This window comes from Acidocella aquatica, assembly GCF_030160635.1.
In the GTDB taxonomy this organism is placed as follows: Bacteria; Pseudomonadota; Alphaproteobacteria; order Acetobacterales; family Acetobacteraceae; genus Acidocella; species Acidocella aquatica.
This window is the reverse complement of the sequence record NZ_BSOS01000013.1, coordinates 16,059-41,141: the sequence shown is the minus strand read 5'-3', so window position 1 is coordinate 41,141 and position 25,083 is coordinate 16,059. Positions and strand designations below refer to the sequence as shown.

General features: G+C 65.2%; 24 protein-coding genes and 1 tRNA gene. 6 read left to right on the top strand and 19 right to left on the bottom strand.

Features of this window, described 5'->3' with window-relative positions:
- Position 1 precedes the first annotated feature (1 nt).
- From QQJ84_RS04620 to QQJ84_RS04585, 8 genes are all read right to left on the bottom strand, one after another.
- Entirely contained in the window at positions 2-634 is a 633-nt protein-coding gene (locus tag QQJ84_RS04620) for an MBL fold metallo-hydrolase (RefSeq protein ID WP_284256919.1), read from the bottom strand.
- A gap of 17 nt (positions 635-651) precedes the next feature.
- Positions 652-1,491: a class I SAM-dependent methyltransferase gene (locus tag QQJ84_RS04615; RefSeq protein ID WP_284256917.1), complete on the bottom strand. Its 840-nt coding sequence runs from the start codon at positions 1,489-1,491 to the stop codon at positions 652-654.
- An 11-nt stretch (positions 1,492-1,502) separates the two neighbouring features.
- Positions 1,503-3,053 carry a glutamine-hydrolyzing GMP synthase gene (gene guaA, locus QQJ84_RS04610; protein ID WP_284256915.1) on the bottom strand — a complete coding sequence of 517 codons (1,551 nt, stop codon included), beginning with the start codon at positions 3,051-3,053 and terminating at the stop codon, positions 1,503-1,505.
- Positions 3,054-3,136: 83 nt separating this feature from the next.
- The gene (locus tag QQJ84_RS04605) at positions 3,137-3,670 is read right to left on the bottom strand and encodes a GNAT family N-acetyltransferase (RefSeq protein WP_284256913.1); all 534 of its coding nucleotides are present in this window, start codon (positions 3,668-3,670) and stop codon (positions 3,137-3,139) included.
- The gene (locus QQJ84_RS04600; RefSeq protein ID WP_284256912.1) at positions 3,667-4,944 is read right to left on the bottom strand and encodes an RsmB/NOP family class I SAM-dependent RNA methyltransferase; all 1,278 of its coding nucleotides are present in this window, start codon (positions 4,942-4,944) and stop codon (positions 3,667-3,669) included. Before QQJ84_RS04600 ends, QQJ84_RS04605 begins: the two co-directional genes overlap by 4 nt.
- Positions 4,941-6,437, bottom strand: a complete 1,497-nt coding sequence (guaB, locus tag QQJ84_RS04595; RefSeq protein WP_284256911.1) for an IMP dehydrogenase — start codon at positions 6,435-6,437, stop codon at positions 4,941-4,943. The genes QQJ84_RS04600 and guaB overlap by 4 nt, the downstream gene beginning before the upstream one ends.
- A 128-nt stretch (positions 6,438-6,565) precedes the next feature.
- Positions 6,566-7,237 carry an RlmE family RNA methyltransferase gene (locus QQJ84_RS04590; RefSeq protein WP_284256910.1) on the bottom strand — a complete coding sequence of 224 codons (672 nt, stop codon included), beginning with the start codon at positions 7,235-7,237 and terminating at the stop codon, positions 6,566-6,568.
- Positions 7,234-8,298 carry a Ppx/GppA phosphatase family protein gene (locus tag QQJ84_RS04585; RefSeq protein ID WP_284256909.1) on the bottom strand — a complete coding sequence of 355 codons (1,065 nt, stop codon included), beginning with the start codon at positions 8,296-8,298 and terminating at the stop codon, positions 7,234-7,236. The genes QQJ84_RS04590 and QQJ84_RS04585 overlap by 4 nt, the downstream gene beginning before the upstream one ends.
- Positions 8,299-8,446: 148 nt before the next feature.
- On the opposite strand from QQJ84_RS04585, the gene QQJ84_RS04580 reads away from it, so the two are divergent.
- Positions 8,447-8,520 (top strand) — tRNA-Gln (locus tag QQJ84_RS04580).
- A 66-nt stretch (positions 8,521-8,586) separates the two neighbouring features.
- Here the strand turns inward: QQJ84_RS04580 and QQJ84_RS04575 are convergent.
- Positions 8,587-9,225: a glutathione S-transferase family protein gene (locus tag QQJ84_RS04575; protein WP_284256908.1), complete on the bottom strand. Its 639-nt coding sequence runs from the start codon at positions 9,223-9,225 to the stop codon at positions 8,587-8,589.
- A gap of 134 nt (positions 9,226-9,359) precedes the next feature.
- On the opposite strand from QQJ84_RS04575, the gene QQJ84_RS04570 reads away from it, so the two are divergent.
- Positions 9,360-10,349: a magnesium transporter CorA family protein gene (locus QQJ84_RS04570; RefSeq protein ID WP_284256907.1), complete on the top strand. Its 990-nt coding sequence runs from the start codon at positions 9,360-9,362 to the stop codon at positions 10,347-10,349.
- Positions 10,346-10,777 (top strand): SufE family protein, encoded by a 432-nt coding sequence (locus tag QQJ84_RS04565; protein ID WP_284256906.1) that lies wholly within the window; start codon positions 10,346-10,348, stop codon positions 10,775-10,777. The genes QQJ84_RS04570 and QQJ84_RS04565 overlap by 4 nt, the downstream gene beginning before the upstream one ends.
- Positions 10,778-10,831: 54 nt before the next feature.
- Here QQJ84_RS04565 and QQJ84_RS04560 read toward each other — a convergent pair whose 3' ends face one another.
- The 3 genes from QQJ84_RS04560 to QQJ84_RS04550 all read right to left on the bottom strand — a co-directional run bounded on the left by QQJ84_RS04560 (position 10,832) and on the right by QQJ84_RS04550 (position 12,245).
- Complete coding sequence (locus tag QQJ84_RS04560) at positions 10,832-11,164, bottom strand: YXWGXW repeat-containing protein (protein ID WP_284256905.1); 333 nt, start codon at positions 11,162-11,164, stop codon at positions 10,832-10,834.
- Positions 11,165-11,304: 140 nt separating this feature from the next.
- Positions 11,305-11,802 (bottom strand): protoglobin domain-containing protein, encoded by a 498-nt coding sequence (locus tag QQJ84_RS04555; RefSeq protein ID WP_284256903.1) that lies wholly within the window; start codon positions 11,800-11,802, stop codon positions 11,305-11,307.
- 77 nt (positions 11,803-11,879) lie between these two features.
- Entirely contained in the window at positions 11,880-12,245 is a 366-nt protein-coding gene (locus tag QQJ84_RS04550) for a roadblock/LC7 domain-containing protein (RefSeq protein WP_284256901.1), read from the bottom strand.
- A gap of 484 nt (positions 12,246-12,729) precedes the next feature.
- On the opposite strand from QQJ84_RS04550, the gene QQJ84_RS04545 reads away from it, so the two are divergent.
- Positions 12,730-13,845: a protoglobin domain-containing protein gene (locus QQJ84_RS04545; RefSeq protein WP_284256900.1), complete on the top strand. Its 1,116-nt coding sequence runs from the start codon at positions 12,730-12,732 to the stop codon at positions 13,843-13,845.
- A gap of 84 nt (positions 13,846-13,929) precedes the next feature.
- On the opposite strand, the gene parC is transcribed toward QQJ84_RS04545, so the two are convergent.
- From parC to dapD, 6 genes are all read right to left on the bottom strand, one after another.
- On the bottom strand, positions 13,930-16,158 hold the full coding sequence (gene parC / locus QQJ84_RS04540; protein WP_284256898.1) for a DNA topoisomerase IV subunit A: 2,229 nt from the start codon (positions 16,156-16,158) through the stop codon (positions 13,930-13,932).
- A 4-nt stretch (positions 16,159-16,162) separates the two neighbouring features.
- Positions 16,163-16,891: a DNA repair protein RecO gene (gene recO, locus QQJ84_RS04535; protein WP_348522664.1), complete on the bottom strand. Its 729-nt coding sequence runs from the start codon at positions 16,889-16,891 to the stop codon at positions 16,163-16,165.
- Positions 16,892-18,025 carry an amidohydrolase gene (locus QQJ84_RS04530; protein WP_284256896.1) on the bottom strand — a complete coding sequence of 378 codons (1,134 nt, stop codon included), beginning with the start codon at positions 18,023-18,025 and terminating at the stop codon, positions 16,892-16,894. It lies immediately after the preceding gene.
- A gap of 75 nt (positions 18,026-18,100) precedes the next feature.
- Positions 18,101-18,661, bottom strand: a complete 561-nt coding sequence (locus QQJ84_RS04525) for a hypothetical protein (RefSeq protein ID WP_284256895.1) — start codon at positions 18,659-18,661, stop codon at positions 18,101-18,103.
- A complete protein-coding gene (gene dapE / locus QQJ84_RS04520) occupies positions 18,658-19,752 on the bottom strand; it encodes a succinyl-diaminopimelate desuccinylase (RefSeq protein WP_284256894.1) in 1,095 nt (364 codons plus the stop codon). The genes QQJ84_RS04525 and dapE overlap by 4 nt, the downstream gene beginning before the upstream one ends.
- Positions 19,753-19,761: 9 nt before the next feature.
- Positions 19,762-20,610, bottom strand: coding sequence for a 2,3,4,5-tetrahydropyridine-2,6-dicarboxylate N-succinyltransferase (gene dapD, locus QQJ84_RS04515; protein WP_284256893.1), 849 nt, complete (start codon positions 20,608-20,610; stop codon positions 19,762-19,764).
- Between the two features lie 118 nt (positions 20,611-20,728).
- On the opposite strand from dapD, the gene QQJ84_RS04510 reads away from it, so the two are divergent.
- Both QQJ84_RS04510 and QQJ84_RS04505 read left to right on the top strand, forming a co-directional pair.
- Positions 20,729-21,685 carry a GGDEF domain-containing protein gene (locus QQJ84_RS04510; protein WP_284256892.1) on the top strand — a complete coding sequence of 319 codons (957 nt, stop codon included), beginning with the start codon at positions 20,729-20,731 and terminating at the stop codon, positions 21,683-21,685.
- Positions 21,686-21,724: 39 nt separating this feature from the next.
- The gene (locus QQJ84_RS04505) at positions 21,725-22,324 is read left to right on the top strand and encodes a nucleotide exchange factor GrpE (RefSeq protein WP_284256891.1); all 600 of its coding nucleotides are present in this window, start codon (positions 21,725-21,727) and stop codon (positions 22,322-22,324) included.
- Between the two features lie 54 nt (positions 22,325-22,378).
- On the opposite strand, the gene QQJ84_RS04500 is transcribed toward QQJ84_RS04505, so the two are convergent.
- Positions 22,379-25,081, bottom strand: a complete 2,703-nt coding sequence (locus QQJ84_RS04500) for a YhdP family protein (RefSeq protein ID WP_284256890.1) — start codon at positions 25,079-25,081, stop codon at positions 22,379-22,381.
- Positions 25,082-25,083 lie beyond the last annotated feature (2 nt).

Genomic DNA, 25,083 nt, shown 5'->3' with positions numbered 1-25,083 from the left:
CCTACCGCAGGAACGGATTGCTGCGCTTCTCCGCGCCGATGGTCGAGTTTGGGCCATGGCCGCAGATAAAGGTGAAATCATCCGGCAGCACGAGCAGCTTGGCCGCGATCGCATCCAGCAGGGCGTCCGTATCGCCATACGGGAAATCAGTGCGCCCGATGGAGTTGCGGAACAGCACATCGCCCACCATGCCGAAATTCGCTTCGTGGTTGATGAACACCATATGCCCCGGCGTATGCCCCGGGCAGTGCAGCACCTCGAATTCCTCGCCGCCCATGCTCACCCGGTCGCCCTCGCGCAACCATGTGTCCGGCGTGCAGTTTTGCGCGTGAAAGCCGAAGGTCTTCGCCTGCACGGCGATGCCATCGAGCAGGAATTTATCCTCAACCCCCGGCCCGGTGATCTTCACCCCCAGCGCCGCCGCCAGCTCCGCCGCCCCTCCGGCATGGTCGAGGTGCCCGTGCGTGAGGAAGATATCCGTCACCGTAATCCCGGCCTGTTTAATCGCCGCGAGCAGCTGCGGCACATCGCCGCCAGGGTCCACCACCGCGCCCCGCAAACTCTCCGCATTCCACACGAGCGTGCAATTCTGCTGAAACGGCGTGACCGGAATAACCGCAACCTGCAATGTCATTGTCTCAAACTCTCCGCTTACGCCTGCGCCCGTACAATCCAGCTTGCGGCCGGCATCAGCACGCCCTGGGGGGTCATATATCCCGCCAGCGCGGCCTTCACCGCATCGCTGACCTTGCTCACCAGCTCCGGATGCTCGCGCAACGCGCCACCCAGCGGGCCAACGCGCAGCGACAGCTCCAGGCTCTGCTCCAGATCACCACCGCCGATCAGGCAGTCGAATTTCTCAATGCCAATATCCCGGAACCCGGCATCGCCCAAAATCCCGCGCAGCCGCCCGGCGTCGGCAAAGGCGAATGGGCCTGGCGCCGTGGGGTCCGAGGGCGGGCTTTCCGGCATAAAGGGGGCCGCCGCTTCCTGTGGCGCGCGCATCCACACATTCTCCGCAAACGGCCGCCAGCACACGAACGCCAGCCGCCCGCCCGCGCGCAACGCCTTGCGGATATTGGCGAAAGCCGCCACCGGATCGGCGAAAAACATCACCCCAAACCGGCTGAACGCGGCATCGAAGGCGCCATCGCCAAAGCTGGCCACCTGTGCATCCGCCTGCTCGAACACCGGCGCCACCGCACCCGGCGGCACCGGCCGCGCCTTCGCAATCTCGAGCATCGGCGCTGAAATATCCGCACCCTTCACATAGCCGGCCGCCCCGGTCAGCGCCGCCAGCTCCATCGTCGTCTGGCCGCAGCCGCAGCCAATATCGAGTATCCGCTCCCCGGCCCGCGGCGCCAAAACCCTTATCGCCTCACGCCCCAGCGGGTCTATCTGGCGGTCAAGCTGCGCCTGAAAGCGCGCCCAGGTCTGCCCGGCCAGCGCGTTCCAGTAGTCAACCTGCGCTGCGTTTGCGGTGTTTTCCATGTGGCGCGCCCCTATTCCCACTCGATCGTGCCGGGCGGCTTGCTGGTGATATCATAGGTCACACGGTTGATCCCGCGCACCTCGTTCACAATCCGGTTCGAGACGCGCGAGAGAAAGCCCATGTCGAACGGGTAGATATCCGCCGTCATGCCATCCGTGCTGGTCACCGCCCGCAGCGCGCACACCTGGTCATAGGTCCGCCCGTCGCCCATCACACCGACTGATTTCACCGGCAGCAACACGGCAAACGCCTGCCAGATCGCATCATACAGCCCGGCGGCGCGGATCTCCTCCAGATAGATCGCATCCGCCTTCTGCAAAATCTCCACGCTCGGGCGGTTCACCGCGCCCAAAATCCTGATCGCCAGCCCCGGCCCGGGGAACGGATGCCGCCCCACGATATTTTCCGGCAGCCCCAGCTCGCGGCCCAGTTCGCGCACCTCGTCCTTGAACAATTCGCGCAGCGGCTCAACCAGCTTGAGCTTCATGAACTCCGGCAGCCCGCCGACGTTATGGTGCGATTTGATGGTGACCGAGGGCCCGCCCAGCGCGCTCACGGACTCGATCACATCGGGATACAGCGTACCCTGCGCCAAAAAGTCGGCGCCGCCGAGCTTGGTGGCTTCCTCATCGAACACCTCGATGAACAACCGCCCGATGATCTTGCGCTTCTGCTCCGGGTCGGTCACCCCGGCGAGCTGGCCAAGGAACAGATCAGAGGCATCGCGGTGGATCAGCCTGATGTTGAACTGCTCGCCGAACACCCGCACCACTTCCTCGGCCTCGCCGCCGCGCAGCAACCCGTGGTCAACGAAAATACAGGTGAGCTGGTCGCCGATCGCCTCATGGATCAACGCCGCCGCGACTGAGCTGTCCACCCCGCCGGAGAGCCCGCAGATCACCTTGCCGGTGCCCACCTGCGCGCGGATTTTCGCGATTTCCGCCTGCCGGAACCCGGCCATCGTCCAATCGCCCGCCAGCCCGCAGACCTTATGGGTGAAATTGCGCAGCAGCTGCGCGCCATGCGGGGTATGCACCACCTCGGGGTGGAACATCAGCCCATAGAACCGCCGCGCATCATCCGCGATCATCGCGAACGGCGCCCCCTCGGAGACCGCGACAGTGCGGAACCCCGGCGGCGGGGCGGAGATATGGTCGCCATGGCTCATCCACACCTGCTCGCGCGCGCCCTTCACCCAGGCGCCGTCGAAGAGCGTGCAATCCTCCACCACATCCACATAGGCGCGGCCGAACTCGCGGATCTCGGCACCCTTCACATCGCCGCCCAGCTGCGCGCACATCACCATCTGCCCGTAGCAGATGCCCAGCACAGGCACCCCGGCGGAGAACACATAGTCCGGCGCGCGGGGCGAGCCTTCATCAGCGACGCTGGCCGGGCCGCCGGAGAGGATAATGCCGCTGGCGCCAAACGCGGCGATTCGCGCGGGATCGGCGTTAAAGGGGAGTATCTCGCAATACACCCCGCTTTCGCGCACCCTGCGGGCGATCAGCTGCGTAACCTGGCTACCAAAATCGAGGATCAGAATCTTTTGTGTGTGCATGATGTGCTGCTAGAGCAATATCGGTTTAATTGGAATCGCCGGGGGCCAATTAAACCGATAAAATTGCGCGCCCAAAACGCGTATCAGGCGTCCACATCCAACAGCGTTTCGATCGGGTCCCATGCATAGGCGACCTGTGGCACGGCCGAACCGGCGACATAGGTGGTGCCGTTGGCCAGCCGCCGTCCGCCCAGCCGCTCGTAGAAAAAAATCGCCGGGTTGCCGTGCAGCACCCAGATAAACACCGAGCGGCAGCCCAGAGAAGCCAGATATTTCGCCGCGACGCGCAACAACTGGCCCCCCAGCCCCATGTTTTGCCAGTCGTCGGCGACATAGAGCGTTTCCACCTCGCCGTCTCCCAGCTTTGCGCCATGGCAGCGCCGCACTGTGGAAAACCCCACCACCAGCGGCGCGCTCCGCTCCCCGCTCCGCACCGCCACAAACACGCCATGCCCCATGCGGATGCTACGCTCATAATGCAGCGTCAGCCGCTCGGCCGAGAGCCCGGCCAGGAATGTTTCGGGCAACAGGGTTGCGTAGGCATTACGCCAGGTTGCCACATGCACCGCCGCGATCCCGGGCGCATCGGCTGCGCGCGCGCGGCGGATCGCGATCACGGATCGCGCGCCAGCACAGCGGCGAAAAACCCGTCCGTCCCATGCGCGCGCGGCGAAAGCCGCAGATATTTCCCGCGCAACGCCTCCGGCGCTTCAATCTCCACCGGTTTGAACATCGGGTAACGCGCCAAGAACGCCTCCACCTGCGCCTCGTTCTCATCACTGAGCAGAGAACAGGTCGCGTATACCAGTTTTCCGCCCGGTTTGGTCAATTTTTGCGCCTGGTCCAGGATCATCGCCTGCTTGGCCACCAGCTCCTTGAGGTCGGTCTCGCTCAGGCGCGTGCGCGCATCCGGGTTGCGGCGCCAGGTGCCGGTGCCGGTGCAGGGCGCGTCGACCAGCACGCGGTCAAACTTCCCTGCCTGCCGCTTGGTCCATTTATCGCCCGGCTCACCCAGCAGATGCTGTTCGGCATTATGCACGCCCGCGCGGCGCAACCGCTTGATTGCCCCCTCCAGCCGTGGCGCCGAGGTGTCGCACGCGACGATATGCCCCTTGTTCTCCATGGTCATGGCGATGGCGAGAGTCTTGCCCCCCGCGCCCGCGCAATAATCCACCACCCGCATGCCCGGCTTGGCGTCCATCTGCAACGCGATGAGCTGGCTGCCCTCGTCCTGGATTTCCACCAGCCCATCCTGAAACGCCTTGCCCTGTGTGATGGACTGCCGCCCGGCCAGCCGCAGCCCCCAGGGGCTGAATTGCGAGGGCCGCGCCTGTAAACCTTCCCGCGCCAGCGCCGCAATTGCCGCCTCGCGCGTGGTCTTGAGGCTGTTCACACGCAAATCAAGCGGCGCCGGCTGGTTCAGCGCCGCCATCTCCGCTTCCAGCGCCGGGCCGAACTGTGCCTTCAGCCGGGGCAGCAGCCAGTCGGGGATCTCATATTTCACCGCCTCGGGCATGTTGGGGTGTTCCAGCGTGTGCCCGGCGAATTTCTCCAAAATAATGCTCTCTTCGGGCTGCAGCGGCGGCGGGCCGTAGCGCCCGGCGGCAAAGGCCATCGAGATTTTATGCACGCTCATGCCCGAGAAGATCGCCTGCACCGCCAGCAACAGCCGCGGTGTCTCCGGCGCGCCGAAATGCTGCAACCACCAGCCCAGATGCCGGCGCGCGCGCAGCACGCCCCACACCAGCGTGCTCACCTCGCGCCGGTCTCCCGCGCCAATGAACCGCCGCGTGCGGAAAAAATGATTGGCGATGGCATCCGCCGGGCGGCCATCCGCCTCGATCGCCGCCAGCAGATCAATCGCGGCGGCCAGTTGTCCGGCGGGGGTCATCCCTCCTGCCGGTAGTTCGGCGCCTCTCGCGTAATCGCCACATCATGCACATGGCTCTCGCGCAGGCCCGCCCCAGTGATCCGGCGGAAGGTCGTCGCGGTCTGCAGCGCGTTGATATCGGCAGCCCCGGTATAGCCCATGCCCGCGCGCAACCCGCCGACAAGCTGGTGCACCACCGCCGCCATTGGCCCCTTATAGCCAACCCTTCCCTCAATTCCCTCCGGCACCAGCTTCAGCTGGTCCTTGATCTCCTGCTGGAAATACCGGTCCGCCGAGCCGCGCGCCATCGCGCCCAGGCTTCCCATGCCGCGGTAGGATTTATAGCTACGGCCTTGATATAAAAACACTTCGCCGGGCGCTTCATCGGTCCCCGCGAGCATCGAGCCCACCATCACCGCATCCGCCCCGGCGGCCAGCGCCTTCACCATGTCGCCCGAGGCGCGAATCCCGCCATCGGCAATCGCCGGCACGCCCAGCGCCCGGCAGGCCGCAGCCGTCTCCAGCACGGCGGAGAACTGCGGCACACCAACGCCCGCCACCACCCGCGTCGTGCAGATGCTCCCCGGCCCGATGCCGATCTTCACCCCATCCGCCCCGGCGTCAATCAACGCCCGCGCACCATCCGGCGTGGCGACGTTCCCCGCGATGATCTGCACCGCGTTGGATGCCTTCTTGATCCGCGTCACCGCCTGCAACACGCCATCGGAATGGCCATGGGCCGTATCCACCACCACAACATCCACCCCGGCCTCAACCAGCGCGGCGGCGCGCTCGGCGCCATCATCACCAACGCCGGTGGCGGCGGCTACCCGCAGGCGGCCCAGCTCATCCTTGTTGGCCAGCGGATGCGCCTGCGCCTTGTCCATATCCTTCACCGTCATCAGCCCGATGCAGCGGAACTCGTCATCCACCACCAGCAGTTTCTCGAGCCGGCGCTTGTGCAGCAGCGCGCGCGCCTCCTCGGGCGAAACCCCGGCCTTCACCACCGCCAGGTTTTCGCGCGTCATCAGCTCATAAATTTTGGCGTTGGGATCGGTTGCGAAACGCACATCGCGATGCGTGAGAATCCCCACCAGCTTGCCATCGCGCTCCACCACGGGGAAGCCGGAGATATTATGCGCCGCCATCAGCGCGCGGGCGTCGGCCAGGGTCTGGTCGGGGTAGATGGTGAGCGGGTTCACCACCATGCCGCTCTCGAATTTCTTCACCCGGCGCACCTGCGCCGCCTGCTCCTCGATGGTGAAATTCTTATGGATCACCCCGATGCCGCCCTGCTGCGCCATCGCAATCGCCATCGCCGCCTCGGTCACCGTGTCCATCGCCGCTGACACCAGCGGGATATTCAGCACGATACCGCGCGTCAGCCGCGTTGCCGTGCCCACTCTGGTTGGCAAAATCCGGGAATAGGCCGGCACCAGCAATACGTCATCGAAGGCCAGAGCCTCGGAGATGCGGGCGGAAAAATCAGGGAGAGGAAAATGATCGGATGCCATGGCCGCGCTTTCAGAAATATCAGGCGCGGGGCTGGTGGGCCGGCCGCGCCTGCAAATAAAGACCTTGGCGGCCCTCATTAAGCGGCACGGCGCCGCGGTGCAATAGGCCCCGCCGCCAGCTTGCGCCGTTATTCCGGCCGGAAGCCCATCGCCACCACATACATCTCCTTGGAATCCTTGCGGCTCGCCGGCGGCTTGGCATGGCGCACCGTCTTAAACCGCAGCTTCAGCGTGTTCAGCATGTCCCGCTCCGCCCCGCCCTGGAACAATTTGGCAACGAACGAACCGCCCGGCTCCAAAATCTGCGTCGCGAAGGCCAGCGCCGTATCGGCCAGCGCCATGATGCGGATATGGTCGGTCGCCACATGCCCGGTCGTGTTCGGCGCCATGTCGGAGAGCACCAGATCAGCCCGGCCGCCCAGCATCTCGGTCAGCCGCTCTTCCATGCCATCGGCCATGAAATCGCCCTCGATGAACTGCGCCCCCTCGACCGGGATAATCGGCAACAGATCGATCCCCACAACCCTCGAAGCCCCGCGTTGAATCGCCACCTGCGACCAGCCGCCCGGCGCGGCGCCCAAATCGACCACGCGGGCGCCCTTGGCGATCAGTTTATACTTGTCATCCAGCTCCACGAGCTTGAAAGCCGCGCGCGAGCGATAGCCCTGCGCCTTGGCGGCCTGCACATAAGGGTCGTTAAGCTGCCGGTTGAGCCAGGCCTGCGAGGAGGTGCTGTGCTTGCGCGCATGTTTCAGCCGCACGGCCTCGCGGCGCGGCGGCACCGATGGATTTTCGGTCATGCCAGGCCGTAGCCACGCCGTTCCGGTCGCACATTGCGCATCAGCCGCATTAACATACCCTCGCGTAATCCCCTGTCAGCCACCACTAAATCCGGTATCTGCCACAGTTCGTGGATGGCGGCAAAAATCGCGCAACCCGGCAGCACGAAGTCCACCCGGTCGGCGCCAATACAGGGGTGGCGGCTCAAACCATCCCGCCCCATGGCCTTGGCCTCGGCCAGCGCCGCTTCCACGGCGCCGCGGTTCATGAAAAACCCGTCCACCAGCCCGCGGCGGTAGCGTTCCAGCTTCAGCGACACCCCGGCCAGCGTGGTCACCGTGCCTGATGTCCCCACCATCAGCACCCCGCCCTGGCGGATTTCCTGGCCGATCCGGTGGACCGCCTCGAAGGGCCGCAGCATCGCGGCCACGGTCTCGACCACGGCGGCAAACCCCTCCTCGGTGTAGCAGGCCTGGGAGCAGCGCTCGGAGAGGGTAACAACACCCACGGGCAGCGAGAGATAGCCGATCAGCTCCGGCGCCGCGCCATTGCAGTTCACCCGCACCCAGGCAACCTCGGTGGAGCCCCCGCCGATATCGAACAGCAGCGCCCGCCGCTCCGCCTTGGCGATCAGCGAGGCACAGCTCTCCACCGCCAGCTCGGCCTCCTCGCGCGTGTTGATGATCTCCAGCGGCAGCCCCGTGCGCTCACGCGCCAGCGCGATGAACTCCGCCCCGTTTTCCGCCTGGCGGCAGGCCTCGGTGGCAATCGCGCGCAGCCGCAGCGGCCCGGTCCCCGTGTCCGCCGCCCAGCGGCGCGCCCGCTCAGCGCAGATGCTCAAACTGGCAATCGCGCGGTCCATCGCCACGGCGGAGAGCCGCCCGGTCTCATAAAGCCCTTCGCCCAGCCGCACGACTCGCGAAAAACTGTCGAGCACATGGAACCCCTGCCCCGCAGGCGTCCCCAGCAGCATGCGGCAATTATTCGTCCCCAGGTCGATTCCCGCAAACACCGGACGCCGCCCCCCCCGCCTGGAGGCGGCGTCGGTCTGAGCGTTCAGTAATGAAGACGAGCTTGCCATACCCCTGCATAGTCGCGCTTTATTGGGGTGATGGGCAAGCGGGAAAGCACACATGTTCGCCATGCCGCGATTAAATTTATGACGATGAGATGACCCCAGATGTTGCAGCCCGCGCACACCGGTGCTAATCGGGCCTCGCTGTGACCGTTGGGGGATAGTTTAGCGGTAGAACTCCTGGCTCTGACCCGGGCAGCCTTGGTTCGAATCCAGGTCCCCCAGCCACCGCGGCCATTCATAACATGATTAAAGTCCGATCAGCCGCTTACGCGGCTTTTCGCCGCCGGGCGCCTACGCCTCCGGCCTCACCGCCTCCGGCCCCGCGATCGCCATCGCCCGCTGATACGCCGGGCGCGCCGAAATCCGCTCCACATAGGCCACCACATTGGGCAAATGGCTGATTGATGGCCCGCCGAATTTCGGCATCGTGGTCAGCGCGAACATGTTCTGCACATCGGCGGCGCTAAACTCGGGCCCGGCCAGATAGTCCGACTCACCCAGCCGCAGGTTCAGGTGATTAAAATACAGCGCCACCCGGTCCGCCGAGGCTTTCGCGAAAATCGCCCGCATCGGATCGGTGGTGTTCGGGTCGCTGGCCATCACCGCCATCACGCTCGCCATCAGCGAGTTGCTGAAGCTCAGCCAATAGAGATAATCGGCATAATTTGGCGCGTCCACCGCCACCCCGAGCCGCCCGCCGGCATGGCGGTTGACGATATATTCAACAATCGCCAGCGACTCACAAAACACCTTGCCGCCATCGCGGATGGTCGGCGCCGTCGCCACCGGATGCAGCGCCTTGTACTCCGGCGGCGCGAACATATTGGGCATCCGGTCGAACCACTCCAACTGATAGGGCAGCCCCAATTCCTCCATCAGCCAGACAATTCTGTCGGATTGCGACACACCCAGATGGTAAATGGTAATCATCGGACTTCCCCTCGCGATTATACTTTGCATCAGCCTAACCCGATCCATCCCGGCTCAGCAATTGCCGCCGCCATTGTAATTCCCGCACCCCTTGGTATCTCTGCGCGCGAACACGAACCTTAAAAGGGGGCGACATGCTGAAAGCCTATGCCTGCGCCCCCGGCGGCCGCCTCACCAGCCTGGCGCTCGCCCAGATGCCCCAGGCGCTGTGGTTTGACCTCGAAAACCCGGCGCCCGAGGACTACGCCTTCGTCACCCGCGAGACTGGCCTGGCGCTCCCCCAGCAGGACAACATCCTGGAAATCGAGAATTCATCACGTCTTTCGGCCAATGGCGATGTGCTCACGCTGACCATGCCCATCGTCACCCGCACGCCCGAGGGCCTGCAATCGAGCGCCTGCGGCTTTGTCCTGGCGCCAGACCGGCTGGTGACCATTCGCTTCACCCCTGGCCAGGTTTTCACCCAGTTCGCCACCCAACCGCTGGAAACCGGCGTATCTGGCGCCTCGAACGCGGCCTTTATCTTCACCGGCCTGCTGGAGGCCATCGTTGACCGCCAGGCCGACGCGCTGGAAAACCTGCGCCGCGAGCTGGATGATCTGTCGCACCAGATTTTCCACCACCGCCTGAGCGCCAAACCGCAGGAACGCGCCGCGCGCCGCCGCAACGCCGAGGCCGAGCTGCAAGCCACCCTGGCCGTGCTCGGGCGCGGCTATGACACCATCTCCTTCCTGCGTGACAGCCAGCTCGGCATCGCCCGCATCGCCCCCTATGTGCTGGGCACCGCGGCCTGGCTGCCCGAAGCGGCGAGGCAGCGCCTGCAATCGGTGGAAAAAGACATCGCCTCGCTCAACGAGTTCAGCACTCACCTCTCCGACAAGGTGCAATTTTTACTGGACGCTACGCTGGGCCTCATCAACGTCGCGCAGAACAGCCTCATCAAGGTGCTTACCATCGTCTCCATCGTCGGCATCCCGCCCACCCTCATTGCTGGCATCTATGGCATGAATTTTCACGACATCCCTGAAATCACCTGGCGCTATGGCTATGTGTACGCCTGGGGGGTGATGATCCTCTCCTCCATGCTGCCGCTGGCATGGTTCCGCAAGAAAGGCTGGCTATGACTGCTTTCTACCAACCCGAAGACCTCAGCGCGGCCGGCGCCATCGCCGCCATCGGGGAGGATCTGGCGTTGTTCGACGATTGGATGGACCGCTACCAGTTCATCATAGAGCTGGGCCGCAAGCTCCCCCCCTACCCGGCCGCATGGCAGGATGAGGAACATCGCGTGAAAGGCTGCCAAAGCCAGGTCTGGCTGGCGGCCGAGGATAACGGCGAGAAATTATACTTTGCCGGCGCGTCCGATGCCGCCATCGTCTCCGGCCTGGTGGCGCTGGTGCTGCGCGTCTACTCCGGCCGGCCGCGCGCCGAAATCCTCGCCACCCCGGCGAAATTCCTGCACGACCTCGGGCTGATCAGCGCCCTCTCCACCAACCGCGGCAACGGCGTTGCCGCGATGGTGGAGCGCATTCAGTTGCTTGCCAGGGCCTGACCTAAAGCCTGATCGCTTTAAATGCGATCGCGCTCTGGGCCCCCCGGCCTCCTATCAATTCCAGTGAGCGGGAACCCAGATCCAGGTGCCTGCCCGGAGCGCCCAGCGTCCATCCACCCAATGGTGCCAGCCATGCCGGCGCCGCACATAATGCCCTGGCCGCCAATGATACCCGGCGCCATCCCACACCCAATGCCCCGGCCGCCACACATAGGCCGCCCCCGGCGCGCCGGGGATAATCTCCCGCTGGAGCGGGGGCACCGGCCGGTAATAAGGGGGATAGGGCGGCGGCACCTGCGCGCGGGCCTGCCCCGCGCCCAAACCCAGCACCAACGCGGCGGCACCCGCGCTCAACAACGACTTTGCCAAACCCCGGCGAGACAGCATGTCACAACTCCTCCTCATCTGCGCATCAGTTGCACGATCACCAGTTACACATGGGATTGTAACGCCATGATGCTGCGAATGTTTCGGAACGTATGCCCGCGGTGCCGGATGTTAAAGCCCGGCGCCCGCGCTCCCGCCGGTCAGATTTTTTTGCCCACGGTCTGCAGGCGGGCGAGCAGGGCCGGGCTGATGCCCAGATTGCCCATCAGGCCATCGCTCAAAGTGCCATCATAGCTACGGTCGATCAGGAACTGGCAGAGATCGAACAGCCGCAGCAGCGTGCCCATCGCCGCCTTGGCGTCGTCCTTGTCCGCGATGTTCGCCGCCAGCACATCCGGCAAGGCGCCGCGCAAAAAGCTCATGCTTGCCGCAACGAAGGTCGGCGGAATTTTGGCCCGCACATGGACTTCGCCGATTTGCTGCTGCCTGCGGATAAAATCCGCGCCATAGCCGCCATTGAACAGGCTCTCCAGCCAGGCAACATGGGTGCGCTTGAGCTGTTCGACACGCCCCTCGATCAGCGGCGCGGTCTGCGGGTCCGTCGCGAGTGTTTCATAAAACGCATCCGTAAGACCCGGGATCAGCGGCAGGATGTAGCCGCGAACGGTCCAGAGGATGCTTTCATCATCTTTATCCAATCCGCAAACATGCCAAAATGTCTGAATGTTTGGATCGTTGCTTTGCAGTTGCATCGAAATGTCTTCCGGGGAAGTGTTTATCGCAGGATCGCGGTGGCGGCCTTGGCGGCGCGGCTCGCGTCGATGAACAGCAGCCCAAGTTTGATCTGCTTGCCGGCGATCGTGCAAAGCACAGCGTCATTGCCTGCGTGAATGATGAGCACATGCCCCTGCGTGCCGCTGATCATCACTTGTTCCAGATTGCCGCGGGAAAGTTCGGCGGCGGTGCGTTCCCCCAAGGAGAGCATGGCGGCAACCATGGCGCTGATCCGGTCTTCATCCATCCCCGCCGCGAGGGCGGAGGAAATGATCAGGCCATCGGTTGATATCAGCGCGGAGGCTTCAATATCGGCGGAACCCCCGTTCAGATCCGTCAGAATGGTTCTTATCTGGTCTTCACGCATGAATTCCTCCAAAAAGTTGGGTGCGCGCCCGAGACTAAAAGCTTTTTATTTTAGTGCAATACGAATACCTAACGATATTTTGTTAATAACACGGTTCAGTTACGCGCGGGCCGCGGCGCCGGGAATATCGATCTGACCACGCAACAAAAACACCCTGGGTCAAGCCGAATTTATTTATTTTTTATCAATTGGTTATCGTGCGTTTTTAAGTCGCGGCCGCGCGGTTGCGATTGCGCCGCAAAAGCATTTCACAACTGAAATCAAACAACACGATTATTTGAACAGCCCGGCGAGCCGCCTGGGCGGTGTTCCCCGCCCTTTGCGGTGGGCAGCCATCGCAATTGTTGCTTATTATGTGCAATGTATCGTTTAATGAACGGACGATCAAATTGTTGAAATGCTGCATAAAATCCCGCCTGGCGGGATGTCTGTCTGGGAAGTTTTAGTTATTGCTGGTATGACGGCAAGCCTGCTGGAGGTAGTCATGAGTGAAGACCAAATAACCGCCCTGCTATCCGCCCTGAACAGTAGTTCAGCCGATATTCAGGCGTCCGCGCTCATATCCACCGATGGTTTCGTTATCGCCTCGGTCCTCGCGGCGGGAATGGATGAAGATCGCGTCAGCGCCCTGATTGCCGCCACCCTCTCGCTTGGCGAGCGGACCGCGATGGAGCTCTCGCGCGGCAGCCTGGAGCAGGTGATGATCAGCGGCCGGCAAGGCTCTGTGCTGATCGTCCGCGCCGGGCGCGATGCCGTGATGTGCGCGATTGCCGCGAAATCCGCGAAGCTGGGCCAGTTGTTTCAGGAAGCCAGCGCGGCGGTCTCAAGCATTCTGGTCCATGAAGACACGTTCAACGGCATTCTGGAAACCCATCGCGCCGCGAAACTCATCGCCCCCCTCCCCGCCGCCGCCGCCCCCGAGCCCCCACCTTCCGCGCCGCAGCCCGTCCCCGAACTTCCCGCCGCGCCAGAATTCGCGGAGGAGCCAACCCTGGTTCTGGACGATACCTACCTGCTCAAATCCGCCACCGAGCCGAACCAGGCTCCGGCGGGAGACAACGCGCCTGAAGCCGCCGCCCAGGACCAGACCCTGCATGTTTTATGCGAGGATGTCGGCTTCAGCCCCGAAGATCAGGCGGTCATCAAATCACTCCGGAGCCTGATGCGCCCGCTCCTGCCATCCCTGACAGCGCGTTTCTACAAAGTTCTTCTGGCCGACCCGCAAATGGCCCCCTACATTCAGAACCGGGTGGATACCCTCAAATTAACCCACACGGCATGGCTGGAGAACCTGTTCGAGGGCGAGTACGGGGCTGATTTCGTGCGCCGCCAGCAGGATATCGGCGAGGCTCACACGCGGGCCAACATCCCCCCCATCTATTTTGCCGCAAGCATGGCCTTCCTGCGCGCGGCGTTCCCGCCCTTGCTCACCGCCAACATCAGCAACCCCGCCGAACAGGCCGCGGCCAGCAGCTCGCTGCTGCGGCTGCTCGACCTGTGCCAGTATCTCATCGACCCCAAATATTATCACGCGCTGATCCGTCTTGGTCAGGCCCAAAAACAGCCCGCTGCACCGGCGAATCGCGCATTGTCGTTCTGATGCCGGCGGTCATGATGAATGACCGCTGGTATCGGAACATTTTTGGAAGCCGCATTTTTGGAAGAATGGGGCTGACCGCTTCGTTCAACCCGCCTCGCCGCCAAATTTGCCCGATTTCGGGAACCCGTTGGGCGGCATCCGCCCCACCTGCGCGCGCACGCCCAGCCACTCGGTCAGTTTCGGCTCCGTGCGGGTCTTATCGCCCAGCCGCCAGGTCAGCCCCTCGGCGAGGGTGAACACCTTCACATCGCTCAAACTGCCGTCCTTGTATTTCTGCAACGCCACGCCCGCCCCCTTGGGCATCTCCGGCACTTCCACCAGCGGAAACACCAGCAGCTTGCGGTTGCTGCCGATCACCGCCACATGGTCGCCCTTGGCCGGCACGCAGGCCGCCCATTCCTCGCCCGGCCGCAACGCCAAAATCGTCTTGCCCGCCCGCCGCTCGGAGCTAAGTTCAGCCCCCGGCACCACAAACCCGCGCCCGGCGGATGAGGCCACCAGGTATTTCCCGTTCGCATCCGGCAGGAACAGCCGCAACACCCCATCCTCATTGGCCAGGTCGATCAGCAGGCGGATCGCCTGCCCATCCCCCCGCCCGCGCGGCAGCTCGGAGGCTTTGAGCGTATAAACCCGCCCGTTGGTGGCCAGCAGCGTAATCCGGTCAGTTGACTCGCAGCGCAGCAGGCAATCGAGCCTGTCGCCTTCCTTGAACTTCAGCTCAGCATCATCGGCCAGATGCCCCTTCTGCGCGCGGATCCAGCCCTTTTGCGACAAAATCACAGTAATCGCCTCGCGCTCCACCAGCGCCTCGGCCACAATCTCCACCACCGGCGCCGCGGCGCTTATCTTGGTGCGCCGCGCACCCAGGGCGCCCGCGCCAAAGGTCTCCCGCACCTCGTTAATCTCGGTCACGATCTTATCCCAGCGCTTGCCCGCATCGCCCAGCAGCGCCTGCAGGCCCTTCTGCTCCGCGCTCAGCTTTTTGTGCTCCCCGCGGATCTCCTGCTCCTCCAGCCGGCGCAGCGCGCGCAGCCGCATGTTCAAAATCGCCTCGGCCTGCGTCTCACTCAGGCTGAACGCCTTCATCAGAACCGGCCGGGGCTGGTCCTCGCTGCGGATAATGCGGATCACCTCATCCAGGTTGAGGTAAACCACGAGATACCCGTCCAGAATCTCCAACCGGCGCGCAATCGCCTCCAGCCGGTGGTTGGAGCGGCGCACCAGCACCTCGTGCCGGTGATCGAGCCAGCAGCGCAACAATGCCTTCAGCCCCATCACGCGCGGCGTGCGCCCGCCATCCAGCACATTCATGTTGAGCGCGAAGCGGGTCTCCAGCGCGGTGGCGCGAAACAGCGATGCCATCAGCATCTCCGCATCCACCGTGCGCGCCTTGGGCTCCAGCACCAGGCGGATATGCTCCGCGCTCTCATCGCGAATATCCCCCAGTAGCGGCAGCTTCTTCTCCTGCAACAGCAGCGCCACCTGCTCTATCAACCGCGATTTCTGCACCTGATACGGAATTTCGGTGACCACGATCACCCATGTGCCGTTCTTCTGCGCCTCCTTGGTCCAGCGCGCGCGCGTGCGCAACGAGCCGCGCCCGCTCTCATAGGCCGCCAGCAGCGTCGCCTCGTCCTCCACCAGCTCCCCGCCCGTGGGAAAATCCGGCCCGCGCAGATGCTTCAGCAATTCCTGCGTGCTTGCCTCAGGGTTTTGCACCAGATGCACCGCCGCCGCGCACACCTCCCCGGCATTATGCGGCGGGATCGAGGTCGCCATCCCCACCGCGATCCCCGCCGCGCCGTTGGCCAGCAGATTGGGGAACGCGCCGGGCAGCACCACCGGCTCGCTCTCCTCGCCGTCATAGGTGGGGCGGAAATCCACCGCGTTCTCATCAATCCCGCGCAGCAGAAACTCCGCGATCCCGGTCAGCCGCGATTCCGTGTAGCGCATCGCGGCCGCGTTATCGCCGTCGATATTGCCAAAATTCCCTTGTCCCTCGATCAAGGGGAACCGCGAGGAGAACTCCTGCGCCAGGCGCACCAGCGCCTCATAGATCGAGCTGTCGCCATGCGGGTGAAACTTGCCCATCACATCGCCCACCACGCGGGCGCATTTCTTAAAGCCTGAGCGGGGGTCCAGCTTCAGCTGGTGCATCGCATAGATCAGCCGCCGGTGCACCGGCTTCAGCCCGTCACGCGCATCGGGCAGCGAGCGCGACATGATGGTGGACAGCGCATAGGCCAGATAGCGCTCCGAGAGCGCGTTGCTCAGCGGCGCGTCTTCGATATGGCCCGAAACCTCATCCAGCATAATTCTACTCTCCCTCGGCCAGCCGATCAGCGATCAGCTCATAGAGACGCTGGCGCGCCGTTGGAAGGGGGCGATGGCGCGCCCCGAACACATCGCGGGTGAAGAAATGCCCGGTGATGCGCAACCCCGCCAGGCAATCCGCCAGGCTCGCCTCCCCCTCGCCGAGCATGAATTCCGGCAGGGGAAACAGCCGGTCCACCCATTCCCCCGCCTGGCTCAGGCTCACCGCCCGCCCGGTGCGCGGCGAGACATAGGCCAGCCGGTCATTCCCTCCCGCCTGGGCGGAAAAATCCAGCCCGAACCCCAGCTCGCGCAGCAGCAAAACCTCCCAGCGCACCAGCTCGGGCAGCGGCACGCCCGCAATATCAATCCCCGCCAGCACCCGCGCCAACCCCGCGAACACCGCCGGGCACGCCTCGCGCTCCGCCATAGCGCCGGCCGCCAGCGCGCAGGCGGCATTCAACACCGCCAGGGAGTCGCGCTCCCCCATCGCCAGCGCGGCGGCGGGGTGCACCATCTCGCCCGCCAGCGTTCCCAGTTGCTCCGCCGTGCGCGCCACCCAGCGCGCCGAGAGCATATTGCCCTTCTGCCACATCCCCGCCTTGCCGCGCGCCGCCCCGCCCTTGGCCAGCCCGCGCCAGAGCCCTTGCGCGGTCAACACGCTTACCAGCGCGTCGCCCTCGCCATAGGCGGCGGTCTCCAGCACAATCGCCGGTTCCTGCCACTCCAGCATTCAGGCCAGCGCCGCCCGCGCCACGGCGGCGTAATAGCGCGCCGCCACGGGCAGAATTTCGTCGTTAAAGTCATAGGCCTCGTTATGCAGCCCGGCCGAGGCGCCGTTGCCGATCCACGCATAAGCCCCCGGCATCACCTCCAGAAACCGCCCGAAATCCTCCCCCGCCATGCTGGGCTTGATATCGCCGCGCAGGCTCAGCCCCGCATCGGCGGCGGCCCTGGCGGCCAGCGCCGCCTCTGCCGCATGGTTGATGGTGGCCGGCACCTCGCTGGTGATCTCCACCAGCGCGCTCAACTGATGCGCCCGCGCGGTATGCTCCGCCACCTCGCGGACACGCGCCAGCAAAAAATGCATCATCTTCGGCGTTAACGCGCGGATCGTCCCGCCCAGCGAGGCCTCATGCGCTATCAGGTTGCTCGCCTCCCCGGCCTTGAGCATGCAGGTGGAGATCACCGCCGCCTCCTGCGGGTCCACATTGCGCGCCACGATGGCGTTGAGCGCGATGATCAGATGCGCCAGCCCCTGCACCGGATCGGCGCAATCATGCGGCATGGCGGCATGCCCCGCCACCCCGTGCAGCGTGATGTTGAAACTCGCAGCCGCGGCCATCACCGGCCCGGCATGCACCATCACCACCCCGGCCTCCAGCCCTGGCCAGTTATGGTAGCCAAATATCCGCTCCACCGGAAACCGCTCCAGCAGCCCATCCTCCAGCATCGCCTGCGCGCCGCCAAACCCCTCCTCGGCGGGCTGAAAAATGCACTGCACCGTGCCCGACCACGATGGATCCTCCAGCAGCAGCGCCGCCGCGCCGAGCAGCGAGGCTGTGTGCCCGTCATGCCCGCAGGCGTGCATCACACCCTGGTTGCGTGAGCCATGCGCCCGCCCGGGCGTCTCCATGACCGGCAGCGCGTCCATATCCGCCCGCAACCCGACCGCACGGTTGGACCGCCCGCGCCGCAGCGTCGCCACCACGCCATGCCCGCCGATCCCGGCGGCAAACGGGATGCCCAGCTCGCTCAGTTTTTCGCAAACAAACGCGGCGGTCGCGCGCTCATGGCACGAGAGTTCGGGATGCGCATGCAGATGATGCCGCCATGCGGCAAGACGCTCAAACAGATCAGGTTTCATGGCGGCGGACCTCCTGGAAGTCTCTCGATTATTCTGCGCGCGCGCTCCCCGCCGTCAAGCCAAAACGGCAGCCGCCTAAAGCTGGATGGCCTGGGCGTATAACTGCGGAAACACCAAAATCGGCGCGGCGGAGAGTACCGCGATCACCAGGCTGCTGAACAGCAGCAGCCCCAGCGCCTGCAAGCCGCTCAGCGCCAGCCCCGTCCGCATGATAAACCAGTGATACCAGAGCAGATATGCCCCGGCCAACCCCAGCACCATGATCTCGGCCTGCGTCATGGCGAGGCCAAACTGCACGATCACCGCCGCGATGAACGCCGCCACGAACAAAACCGGCAGCAGCATCCAGAACGACCAGTTCAGCGCCGTGGCGGTGCGCAGCCACAGCGCCTCGCGGCCGGTCCGTTTCGCCAATTCATAAATAATCACCGGCAGCGCCAGCACCGCGCAAATTCGCGAAAACAGCCCCAGCAGCGCGAACGCCCACTGCCCGCTCATCGCGGAAATACCGGCCCCCACCAGCGGAAAGGCGATCAACGGCGCCAGCGAGGCGGTGAAGGCGTCCATGGAGTCGCTGAACTCGTTGATGCCGGTTTTTTTCCCGCGCGCGAGCATGAACAGACCGCGCAAAATCATCGGCAAAAATCCTCGATCAGGGTTTTATAAACATCCGCCAGCCGGCTCAGCGCCGCCACTTCCACAGCCTCATCCGTGCGGTGCATGCTCACCCCCACCAGGCCGAACTCCGCCACCGGGCAATACCGCGCTATAAAGCGCGCATCCGATGTCCCGCCGCCGGTGTTGCGCTCCGGGGTCACGCCCGTCACTTTCTCGATCGCGCGTGTCAGCGCCTCGGTATGCAGCCCCGCCTGCGTCAAAAACGCCTCGCCGGAAACCTGCACCTGCAACTCGTTCGCCGGAGCGAACTCAGCCAGAATCCCGCGCAGCCATTCGGTCAGCCCGGCGCTGCCGTGCAGGTTGTTGAACCGTACGTTCAGCCGCGCGCTCGCCGTGGCGGGGATCACATTGCTCGCCGCATTGCCCACATCCACCGAGGTCACCTGCAGGCTGGAAGGCTCGAACCACTCGTTTCCCGAATCCAGCGGCGCCGCCGTCATCGCGCCCAGCGCCGCGATCAGCCGGTGGACCGGGTTATCCGCCAGATGCGGATACGCCACATGCCCCTGCCGCCCGGTCACGGTGATGCGCGCGTTCATGCTGCCCCGGCGGCCGATCTTCACCACATCGCCCAGCACCGCCCGGCTCGTCGGCTCGCCTACGACGCAAAAATCCGGGATTTTGCCGTTCGCCGCCATCCATTCCAGCACGCGCACGGTGCCATCGGTGGCAACGCCCTCCTCATCGCCGGTGATGAGCAATGAGACATGCCCCGGCGCGCGCGCCGCCGCGGCCACGAAGGCGGCAATCGCCCCCTTCATGTCCACAGCCCCGCGGCCATACAGCATCCCGCCCTCGACCACCCCGCCGAACGGATCATGCCCCCAGCCCTCGCCGGGCGGCACCACATCGGTATGCCCGGCGAAGCACAAATGCGCCCCAGCCCCCGGCCGCTCGGCGAACAGGTTCTCGATCTCGCCGTAGCGCAGCCGCGTCACCGTAAAGCCCAGCGCCTCCAGCTGCGCCGCCAGCAGCCCTTGCGTACCGCCATCCGCCGGGGTGACGGATTGGCAGCGCAACAGGCTCTGCGCGAAGGCGAGAACGTCCATGCCCTGAACTTACGCGCGCAGCAGATCGTTGATCGAGGTCTTGCTGCGCGTCTGCGCATCCACCCGCTTCACGATCACCGCGCAGGCCAGCCCCGGCCCCGGCGAACCATCCGCCATCGCCCGGCCCGGCAGCGTGCCCGGCACCACCACCGAATAGGGCGGCACATAGCCCGAGAACATCTCGCCCGACTCGCGGTCAACGATCTTGGTGGAAGCGCCGAGGAACACGCCCATCGAAATCACCGCCCCGCGCCCCACGACCACGCCTTCCGCCACTTCCGAGCGCGCGCCGATGAAACAATCATCCTCGATCACCACCGGCCCCGCCTGCAACGGCTCCAACACGCCGCCAATGCCCACGCCGCCGCTGATATGGCAGTTTTTGCCGACCTGCGCGCAAGACCCCACGGTCGACCAGGTGTCGATCATCGTCCCCTCGTCCACCCGCGCGCCGACATTCACGAAACACGGCATCAGCACCACACCGGGCGCGATATAGGCCGAGCGGCGCACCACGGCGCCCGGCACCGCGCGCACGCCCGATTCAGCGAACGCGCGGGCATCCCAACCGGCGAATTTCATCGCCACCTTGTCGAACACATCCGCGCCGCCAACCCCGCCCATCGGCCTGTTGGCGTTCAGCCGGAAGGAGAGCAGCACCGCCTGCTTGAGCCATTGATGCACCACCCAGCCATCCGCGCCCGGCTCGGCCACACGCACCGCGCCCGCATCCAGCAGGCCCAGCACCGCCTCCACCGCATCGCGATCGGCGCCGGTGGTGGCGGGGGAGAGTTCGCCCCGGCGCTCCCAGGCGCTGGCGATGATCTGTTGCAGTTGCTCGTGCGATGCGGCGCTCATGTCGTATCCTTGGCTGAAGTCCATAACTGCGGCGGACCATCGTGGCGCGCCGCCGTGATGTCAACGCGCCGCCGGTTTATTAACCTTCCCTTCAGCCTCTCCCGGCTATTCATGCCGCATGACAACCTCGCATATTTCGAGCACCGAATCCTTCGCGCTGGCCTCCTCGCCCGGCACCGGCTGGCTCGCCGTCGCCGGCATGCTGACCGATCTGGCCTTCGAGACCGACCCGCTCGGCCGCTTCACCGCCTTTGGCCCCGGCAAGGTGCTGGGCAAACCGGCGGCGCAACTGCTGGGCGTGGAGATGGCCAGCCTGCTCACCGGCCCCAATGGCGAGGAAGGTTTGAGCGCCGCCCAGTTCCGCTCCATCATCACCACCATCTGCATGGAATGCGTCGCCTGGCACGGCCGGGTGCAACTCATCCGGCCGGATGGGCGCACCAGCATCTTCCGCCTCTCTCTCGCCCCGCGCATCTCCGGCAGCACCGTCAGCGGCACCTACGGCATCCTGTTTGACATGGACACCCCGGAGCTGACCCTGCCCGACAGCCACGCCGGCCGCGCCGATGACCCCGCCCTGCGCCACAACACCATGCTGGACGCCGAGACCGGCCTCTGGTCGCAGCGCACCTTCGCCGAGGAAATGTCGCGCCGCTTCGACCGTCTGGATGTCGAGGGCCAACCCGGCACATTGCTCTATCTCGGCTTCTCGCGCGCCCCGGCGGCGCTGCACAGCGCCATCGCCATGCGCATGGCCGAGGAACTGCGCGATATTGTCCGCCCGACCGACCTTCTCGGCCGTATCGACGCCACCACCATCGCCCTCTGGTGCGACAACATGGACCATCTGACCGGCGGCGAGCGCGCGGCCAAATTCTGCGCGCAGCTTCCCCCCGTTCTGCCTGATGGCGCCCAGGTCACCGTCGGCGTCGCCCCGCGCTGGACCGGCAGCGGCGAGGATAGCGCAACGGTCACCGCGCATGCCATCGCGGCGCTGCGGCTGGCGGATGTCGTCGCGCAACGCGCTGGCAGCGAGCACACCAGCGGCGCCTGGAAGGTCTGGCAGCGTGATTGAAGTCTTGTTTCCGCGCCCCGTATCGCCTAATTCCACGCCATGACCGAGCATCAAGAACCAACCCCCTCCACCGAGCCCGTAACCCCCGCCGAGGCGCCCGCCGCCCAGGCCTCCCCGGCGCAGGACCCCGCCGCCCGCATCGCCGAGCTTGAAGCCGCGCTGCAGGAAATGAAGGACAAATGGATGCGCTCGGAGGCCGAGATGGCCAACCTGCGCGCCCGCACCAAACGCGAAGTTGAGGACGCGCGGCTCTACGCCGTGCAGAAATTCGCCAAGGACGTGGTGGAAGCCGCCGAAAACCTGAAACGCGGGATCGACAGCCTGCCCAAGCGCCAGGAAGGCGAGGCCGAAATCGTCACCAAAATGCGCGAAGGGTTCGAGGGCATCGAGCGCTCCTTCCTCTCCCTGCTGGAACGCAACGGCATCACCCGCCACGACCCCACCGGCTCCACGTTTGACGCCAACATGCACCAGGCGATGGCCGAGCAGGAAACCAGCGAACACCCGCCCGGCACCATCCTGCAAGCCTGGACCCAGACCTGGCAGCTTCATGGCCGCCTGCTGCGCCCCGGCATGGTTGTCGTCGGCAAGCTCCCGGCGCCATCCGGCCCGTCCGTGAAGATCGACGAAACGGCCTGATCCGCCTGCCGCCGTTGCGCGCCCCGCCCAAACGGGGTGACGCAAGGCGTACCTTCACTTCGTCCCGGTCTCGCTCCCGATCCCGAAAATCCCGCGCAGAAATCCTGGTGTCAGCGCCGAGAGCGGGTTCACCCCAACGTTCGGATCATCCATCGTGCCGGTGATCTTTACCCGCGCCGCGATCAACCCGCCCCCCTTCTCCGCCGTGAACAAATGCCCCAGCAACGGAATTTTTCCAGGCAACGCGTTGATTTCATAGGCGGGTATGATGGTCGTATCGACATCCAGGCTGCCGTCGTCCAGGCCGATCCGCCCCGTCGCGGTGAACCCCAGCGAGGCCGAATAGGCCCGCGCGCCTTGCAGGTTCAACACCGCGCCATCAAGGCTGAAGGGCACCACCGCCCGGGCAAATGAGAGGCCAGGCCCCGAAGCCGCCGCAGGCACGCCATAAACCGTGAGCGCCTGCATGATCTTGGTGAAGGCCGGCGCCTTCAAAAGCCTGAAATCCGTCAGCACGGCCTGCCCCGTGGCAGGCAAGCCGCCGCCATAATCGGCATCCAGCGTCAGCGCCCCACCCTGCAAGCCTTCATAGGCGTTCATGGCCCGCAACAGCAGCCCGGCATCGGGCGCCTGTATCAGCGCATGCCGTTGCAGCGGGCTTGCGGGCGTGATGCTCAGGGCCGCGTCCCCCGCCATGCCGCTCCCCTGCAACAATGTCCCGCCTTGCCCGTTGCCGCTGAAGCTGAACCCGTTCAGCACCGGCGCCGGGCTGGCGGCCAGCGCAAGCTGCTCAAAATTCAACTGGGCGCGCCATAAAGCCCCGCTGGGTGGACCTGTGTCCGTGGCGGTGCTGGCGGCCGCTCCTGTTTTGGCCTGCGTGGTGTCCTGCGTGCGCAAATCCAGCATGGGGCCGGAGAAGCTGGCAACCCAGGCCGCATCCGCCGCGGCAGGCGGGCGCAATACCCCGCTCGCCACGGTCCGGCCGATGTTGATGGTCGAAAACGCCATCTCCCCGTCGCGCGTCTGCCCCTGGATATTCAGCCCCGGCGCGCTGGCGTTGATGCCATCCAATGATGCGAACTGCCCGTTGCGAAGCGTCGCGCTCAGAGCTAGTTCCCCCGCCGCCCCGGCGGGCTTGCTCCAGCCCAGATGCGCGGCACGCAGCGCCGCGGGCGTCAGGTCTGCCTGTAGAGCAAGGTTCTGTGTCCCGGTGGCATTGCCGGTGATGTGCAGGCTGTAGGGCACCGCGCCGCCCGCAACGCCGGAGGAAGTATCCAGCCCCAGGCGGCGCAGCAGCACCGGCCCGGCCAGACTTTTCAGGCTTACATCCTCTGTCCCGCCCTTGCCGGAGAACCCCACTTTCACATTCAACTGCGCCGGCTGCCCGGCGAACTGCAGGTCCGCTTTGGCGGTCAGCCCCAGCACCGTCGCCTCCAGCACGCCTTTGCCCTGGGAAAAGGGCAGCCCCTGCACGCCGGAGCCAAATGCCGTCTGGCTCAGATCGGCGGTGACCCGCAGCCCGGTATTTTCCAGTTGCAGATCATTAACAAACGGTATTCGCGCCTCAACCGCGGCGGTGACATTCCCCGTTGCCTTTGCCAGTTGCGGCGGCGCCTGGCTCAGCAGGCTGAGCGGCGGCGCGTTGAGCACCGCGATGGCGTCAGGAACCGTACCCGCGAGGCTCACATCAACCTGCCCCATGGTTGGCGCCGGCACGCTCATATCCGAGAGCGCCATTTGCCCATGGGTGAGCACCAACCCGCCCAGCCGCGCGGTCTCAGCGGTGACCAGCGCGTTGTTCAAATCCTGGAACACCATGCCACCGTTCAGCCCGATGAGCGGCGTGGCCCCGTCAAGCCAGCGCAGCGTCAAATCCTCGGCGGAAAAACTGCCGGTGGCGTTGGCGAGCCGCAGCCCCCCCAGGTCGGGCGGCGCTGTCAGGCTGAAGACGAAGCCGGCATTGCGCGCCGTGCCGGCGGTGATGTTGTTGAGCACCCAGCGCCGCGTCATCGGGATCAGCCCCGGTGGCCAGTAGGCGGCCATATCCCCGGCCTGCACCTCATCGGCCGTGGCGGAAATGCTGATATTCCAAAGGCTGCTCAGCCGCGCGTTGCCGCTGAATGTCATGCGCGGCTTGCTGGCGCCGGTGCGGCTCAGGTCGAGAAACCCGCCGGCAAGATCAGCCGCCCCCGGCGCGATTTTTACGCTGAAGCCGCCGGAATCGACCGGCAGGCTGTTCACCCCCACGCCCAGCCGCCCAGGCCCGAGCGTGACGCCGACTTCCGCGCGGGCAAAATTGAAATCAGCCCCCGGCCAGATCGCCGCTTGCAGCGAAACCGGCACGCTTGAGCCGGAAAACTGCGCATGCGCCGCGCTCACCAGCAGCGGCGCGGCGGTTCCCATCAACGCCGAGGGCAGCAACTCCAGCTTTGCGCTTGGAATGCTCACCAGGGTCACCCCCACCCCGTTGCGCACGGCGATGTCGCCCAGCCGCAAATAAACAGGCACGCCGCCGCCCTGCCGGTATCCGGCCCAGGTCAGCTCCGCTTCTTTCATCTCCACGCTGATGCCGTGGCCCGAAGCCGCGGTGGCCAGGCGCGAAGCCAGCTCCGGCAACAAAATCGGCCCTTGCGAGAGCCGGAAGCCGAGCAGCAGAACGCTCACCAGCACCAGTATCGCCGCGAGCATGGCGATGCGGCCGAGCTGATGCACCGCCTCCCCCACAATCCGCCCTGCTTGACCTGCGCGCCATTTCATCT

Bases quoted from the DNA above. Each gene is read 5' to 3' on its own strand.
- QQJ84_RS04620 (WP_284256919.1), bottom strand. From the start codon at position 634: ATGACATTGCAGGTTGCGGTTATTCCGGTCACGCCGTTTCAGCAGAAT.
- QQJ84_RS04615 (WP_284256917.1), bottom strand. From the start codon at position 1,491: ATGGAAAACACCGCAAACGCAGCGCAGGTTGACTACTGGAACGCGCTG.
- guaA (WP_284256915.1), bottom strand. From the start codon at position 3,053: ATGCACACACAAAAGATTCTGATCCTCGATTTTGGTAGCCAGGTTACG.
- QQJ84_RS04600 (WP_284256912.1), bottom strand. From the start codon at position 4,944: ATGACCCCCGCCGGACAACTGGCCGCCGCGATTGATCTGCTGGCGGCG.
- guaB (WP_284256911.1), bottom strand. From the start codon at position 6,437: ATGGCATCCGATCATTTTCCTCTCCCTGATTTTTCCGCCCGCATCTCC.
- QQJ84_RS04590 (WP_284256910.1), bottom strand. From the start codon at position 7,237: ATGACCGAAAATCCATCGGTGCCGCCGCGCCGCGAGGCCGTGCGGCTG.
- QQJ84_RS04585 (WP_284256909.1), bottom strand. From the start codon at position 8,298: ATGGCAAGCTCGTCTTCATTACTGAACGCTCAGACCGACGCCGCCTCC.
- QQJ84_RS04575 (WP_284256908.1), bottom strand. From the start codon at position 9,225: ATGATTACCATTTACCATCTGGGTGTGTCGCAATCCGACAGAATTGTC.
- QQJ84_RS04570 (WP_284256907.1), top strand. From the start codon at position 9,360: ATGCTGAAAGCCTATGCCTGCGCCCCCGGCGGCCGCCTCACCAGCCTG.
- QQJ84_RS04565 (WP_284256906.1), top strand. From the start codon at position 10,346: ATGACTGCTTTCTACCAACCCGAAGACCTCAGCGCGGCCGGCGCCATC.
- QQJ84_RS04560 (WP_284256905.1), bottom strand. From the start codon at position 11,164: ATGCTGTCTCGCCGGGGTTTGGCAAAGTCGTTGTTGAGCGCGGGTGCC.
- QQJ84_RS04550 (WP_284256901.1), bottom strand. From the start codon at position 12,245: ATGCGTGAAGACCAGATAAGAACCATTCTGACGGATCTGAACGGGGGT.
- QQJ84_RS04545 (WP_284256900.1), top strand. From the start codon at position 12,730: ATGAGTGAAGACCAAATAACCGCCCTGCTATCCGCCCTGAACAGTAGT.
- parC (WP_284256898.1), bottom strand. From the start codon at position 16,158: ATGCTGGATGAGGTTTCGGGCCATATCGAAGACGCGCCGCTGAGCAAC.
- recO (WP_348522664.1), bottom strand. From the start codon at position 16,891: ATGCTGGAGTGGCAGGAACCGGCGATTGTGCTGGAGACCGCCGCCTAT.
- QQJ84_RS04530 (WP_284256896.1), bottom strand. From the start codon at position 18,025: ATGAAACCTGATCTGTTTGAGCGTCTTGCCGCATGGCGGCATCATCTG.
- QQJ84_RS04525 (WP_284256895.1), bottom strand. From the start codon at position 18,661: ATGATTTTGCGCGGTCTGTTCATGCTCGCGCGCGGGAAAAAAACCGGC.
- dapE (WP_284256894.1), bottom strand. From the start codon at position 19,752: ATGGACGTTCTCGCCTTCGCGCAGAGCCTGTTGCGCTGCCAATCCGTC.
- dapD (WP_284256893.1), bottom strand. From the start codon at position 20,610: ATGAGCGCCGCATCGCACGAGCAACTGCAACAGATCATCGCCAGCGCC.
- QQJ84_RS04510 (WP_284256892.1), top strand. From the start codon at position 20,729: ATGACAACCTCGCATATTTCGAGCACCGAATCCTTCGCGCTGGCCTCC.
- QQJ84_RS04505 (WP_284256891.1), top strand. From the start codon at position 21,725: ATGACCGAGCATCAAGAACCAACCCCCTCCACCGAGCCCGTAACCCCC.
- QQJ84_RS04500 (WP_284256890.1), bottom strand. From the start codon at position 25,081: ATGAAATGGCGCGCAGGTCAAGCAGGGCGGATTGTGGGGGAGGCGGTG.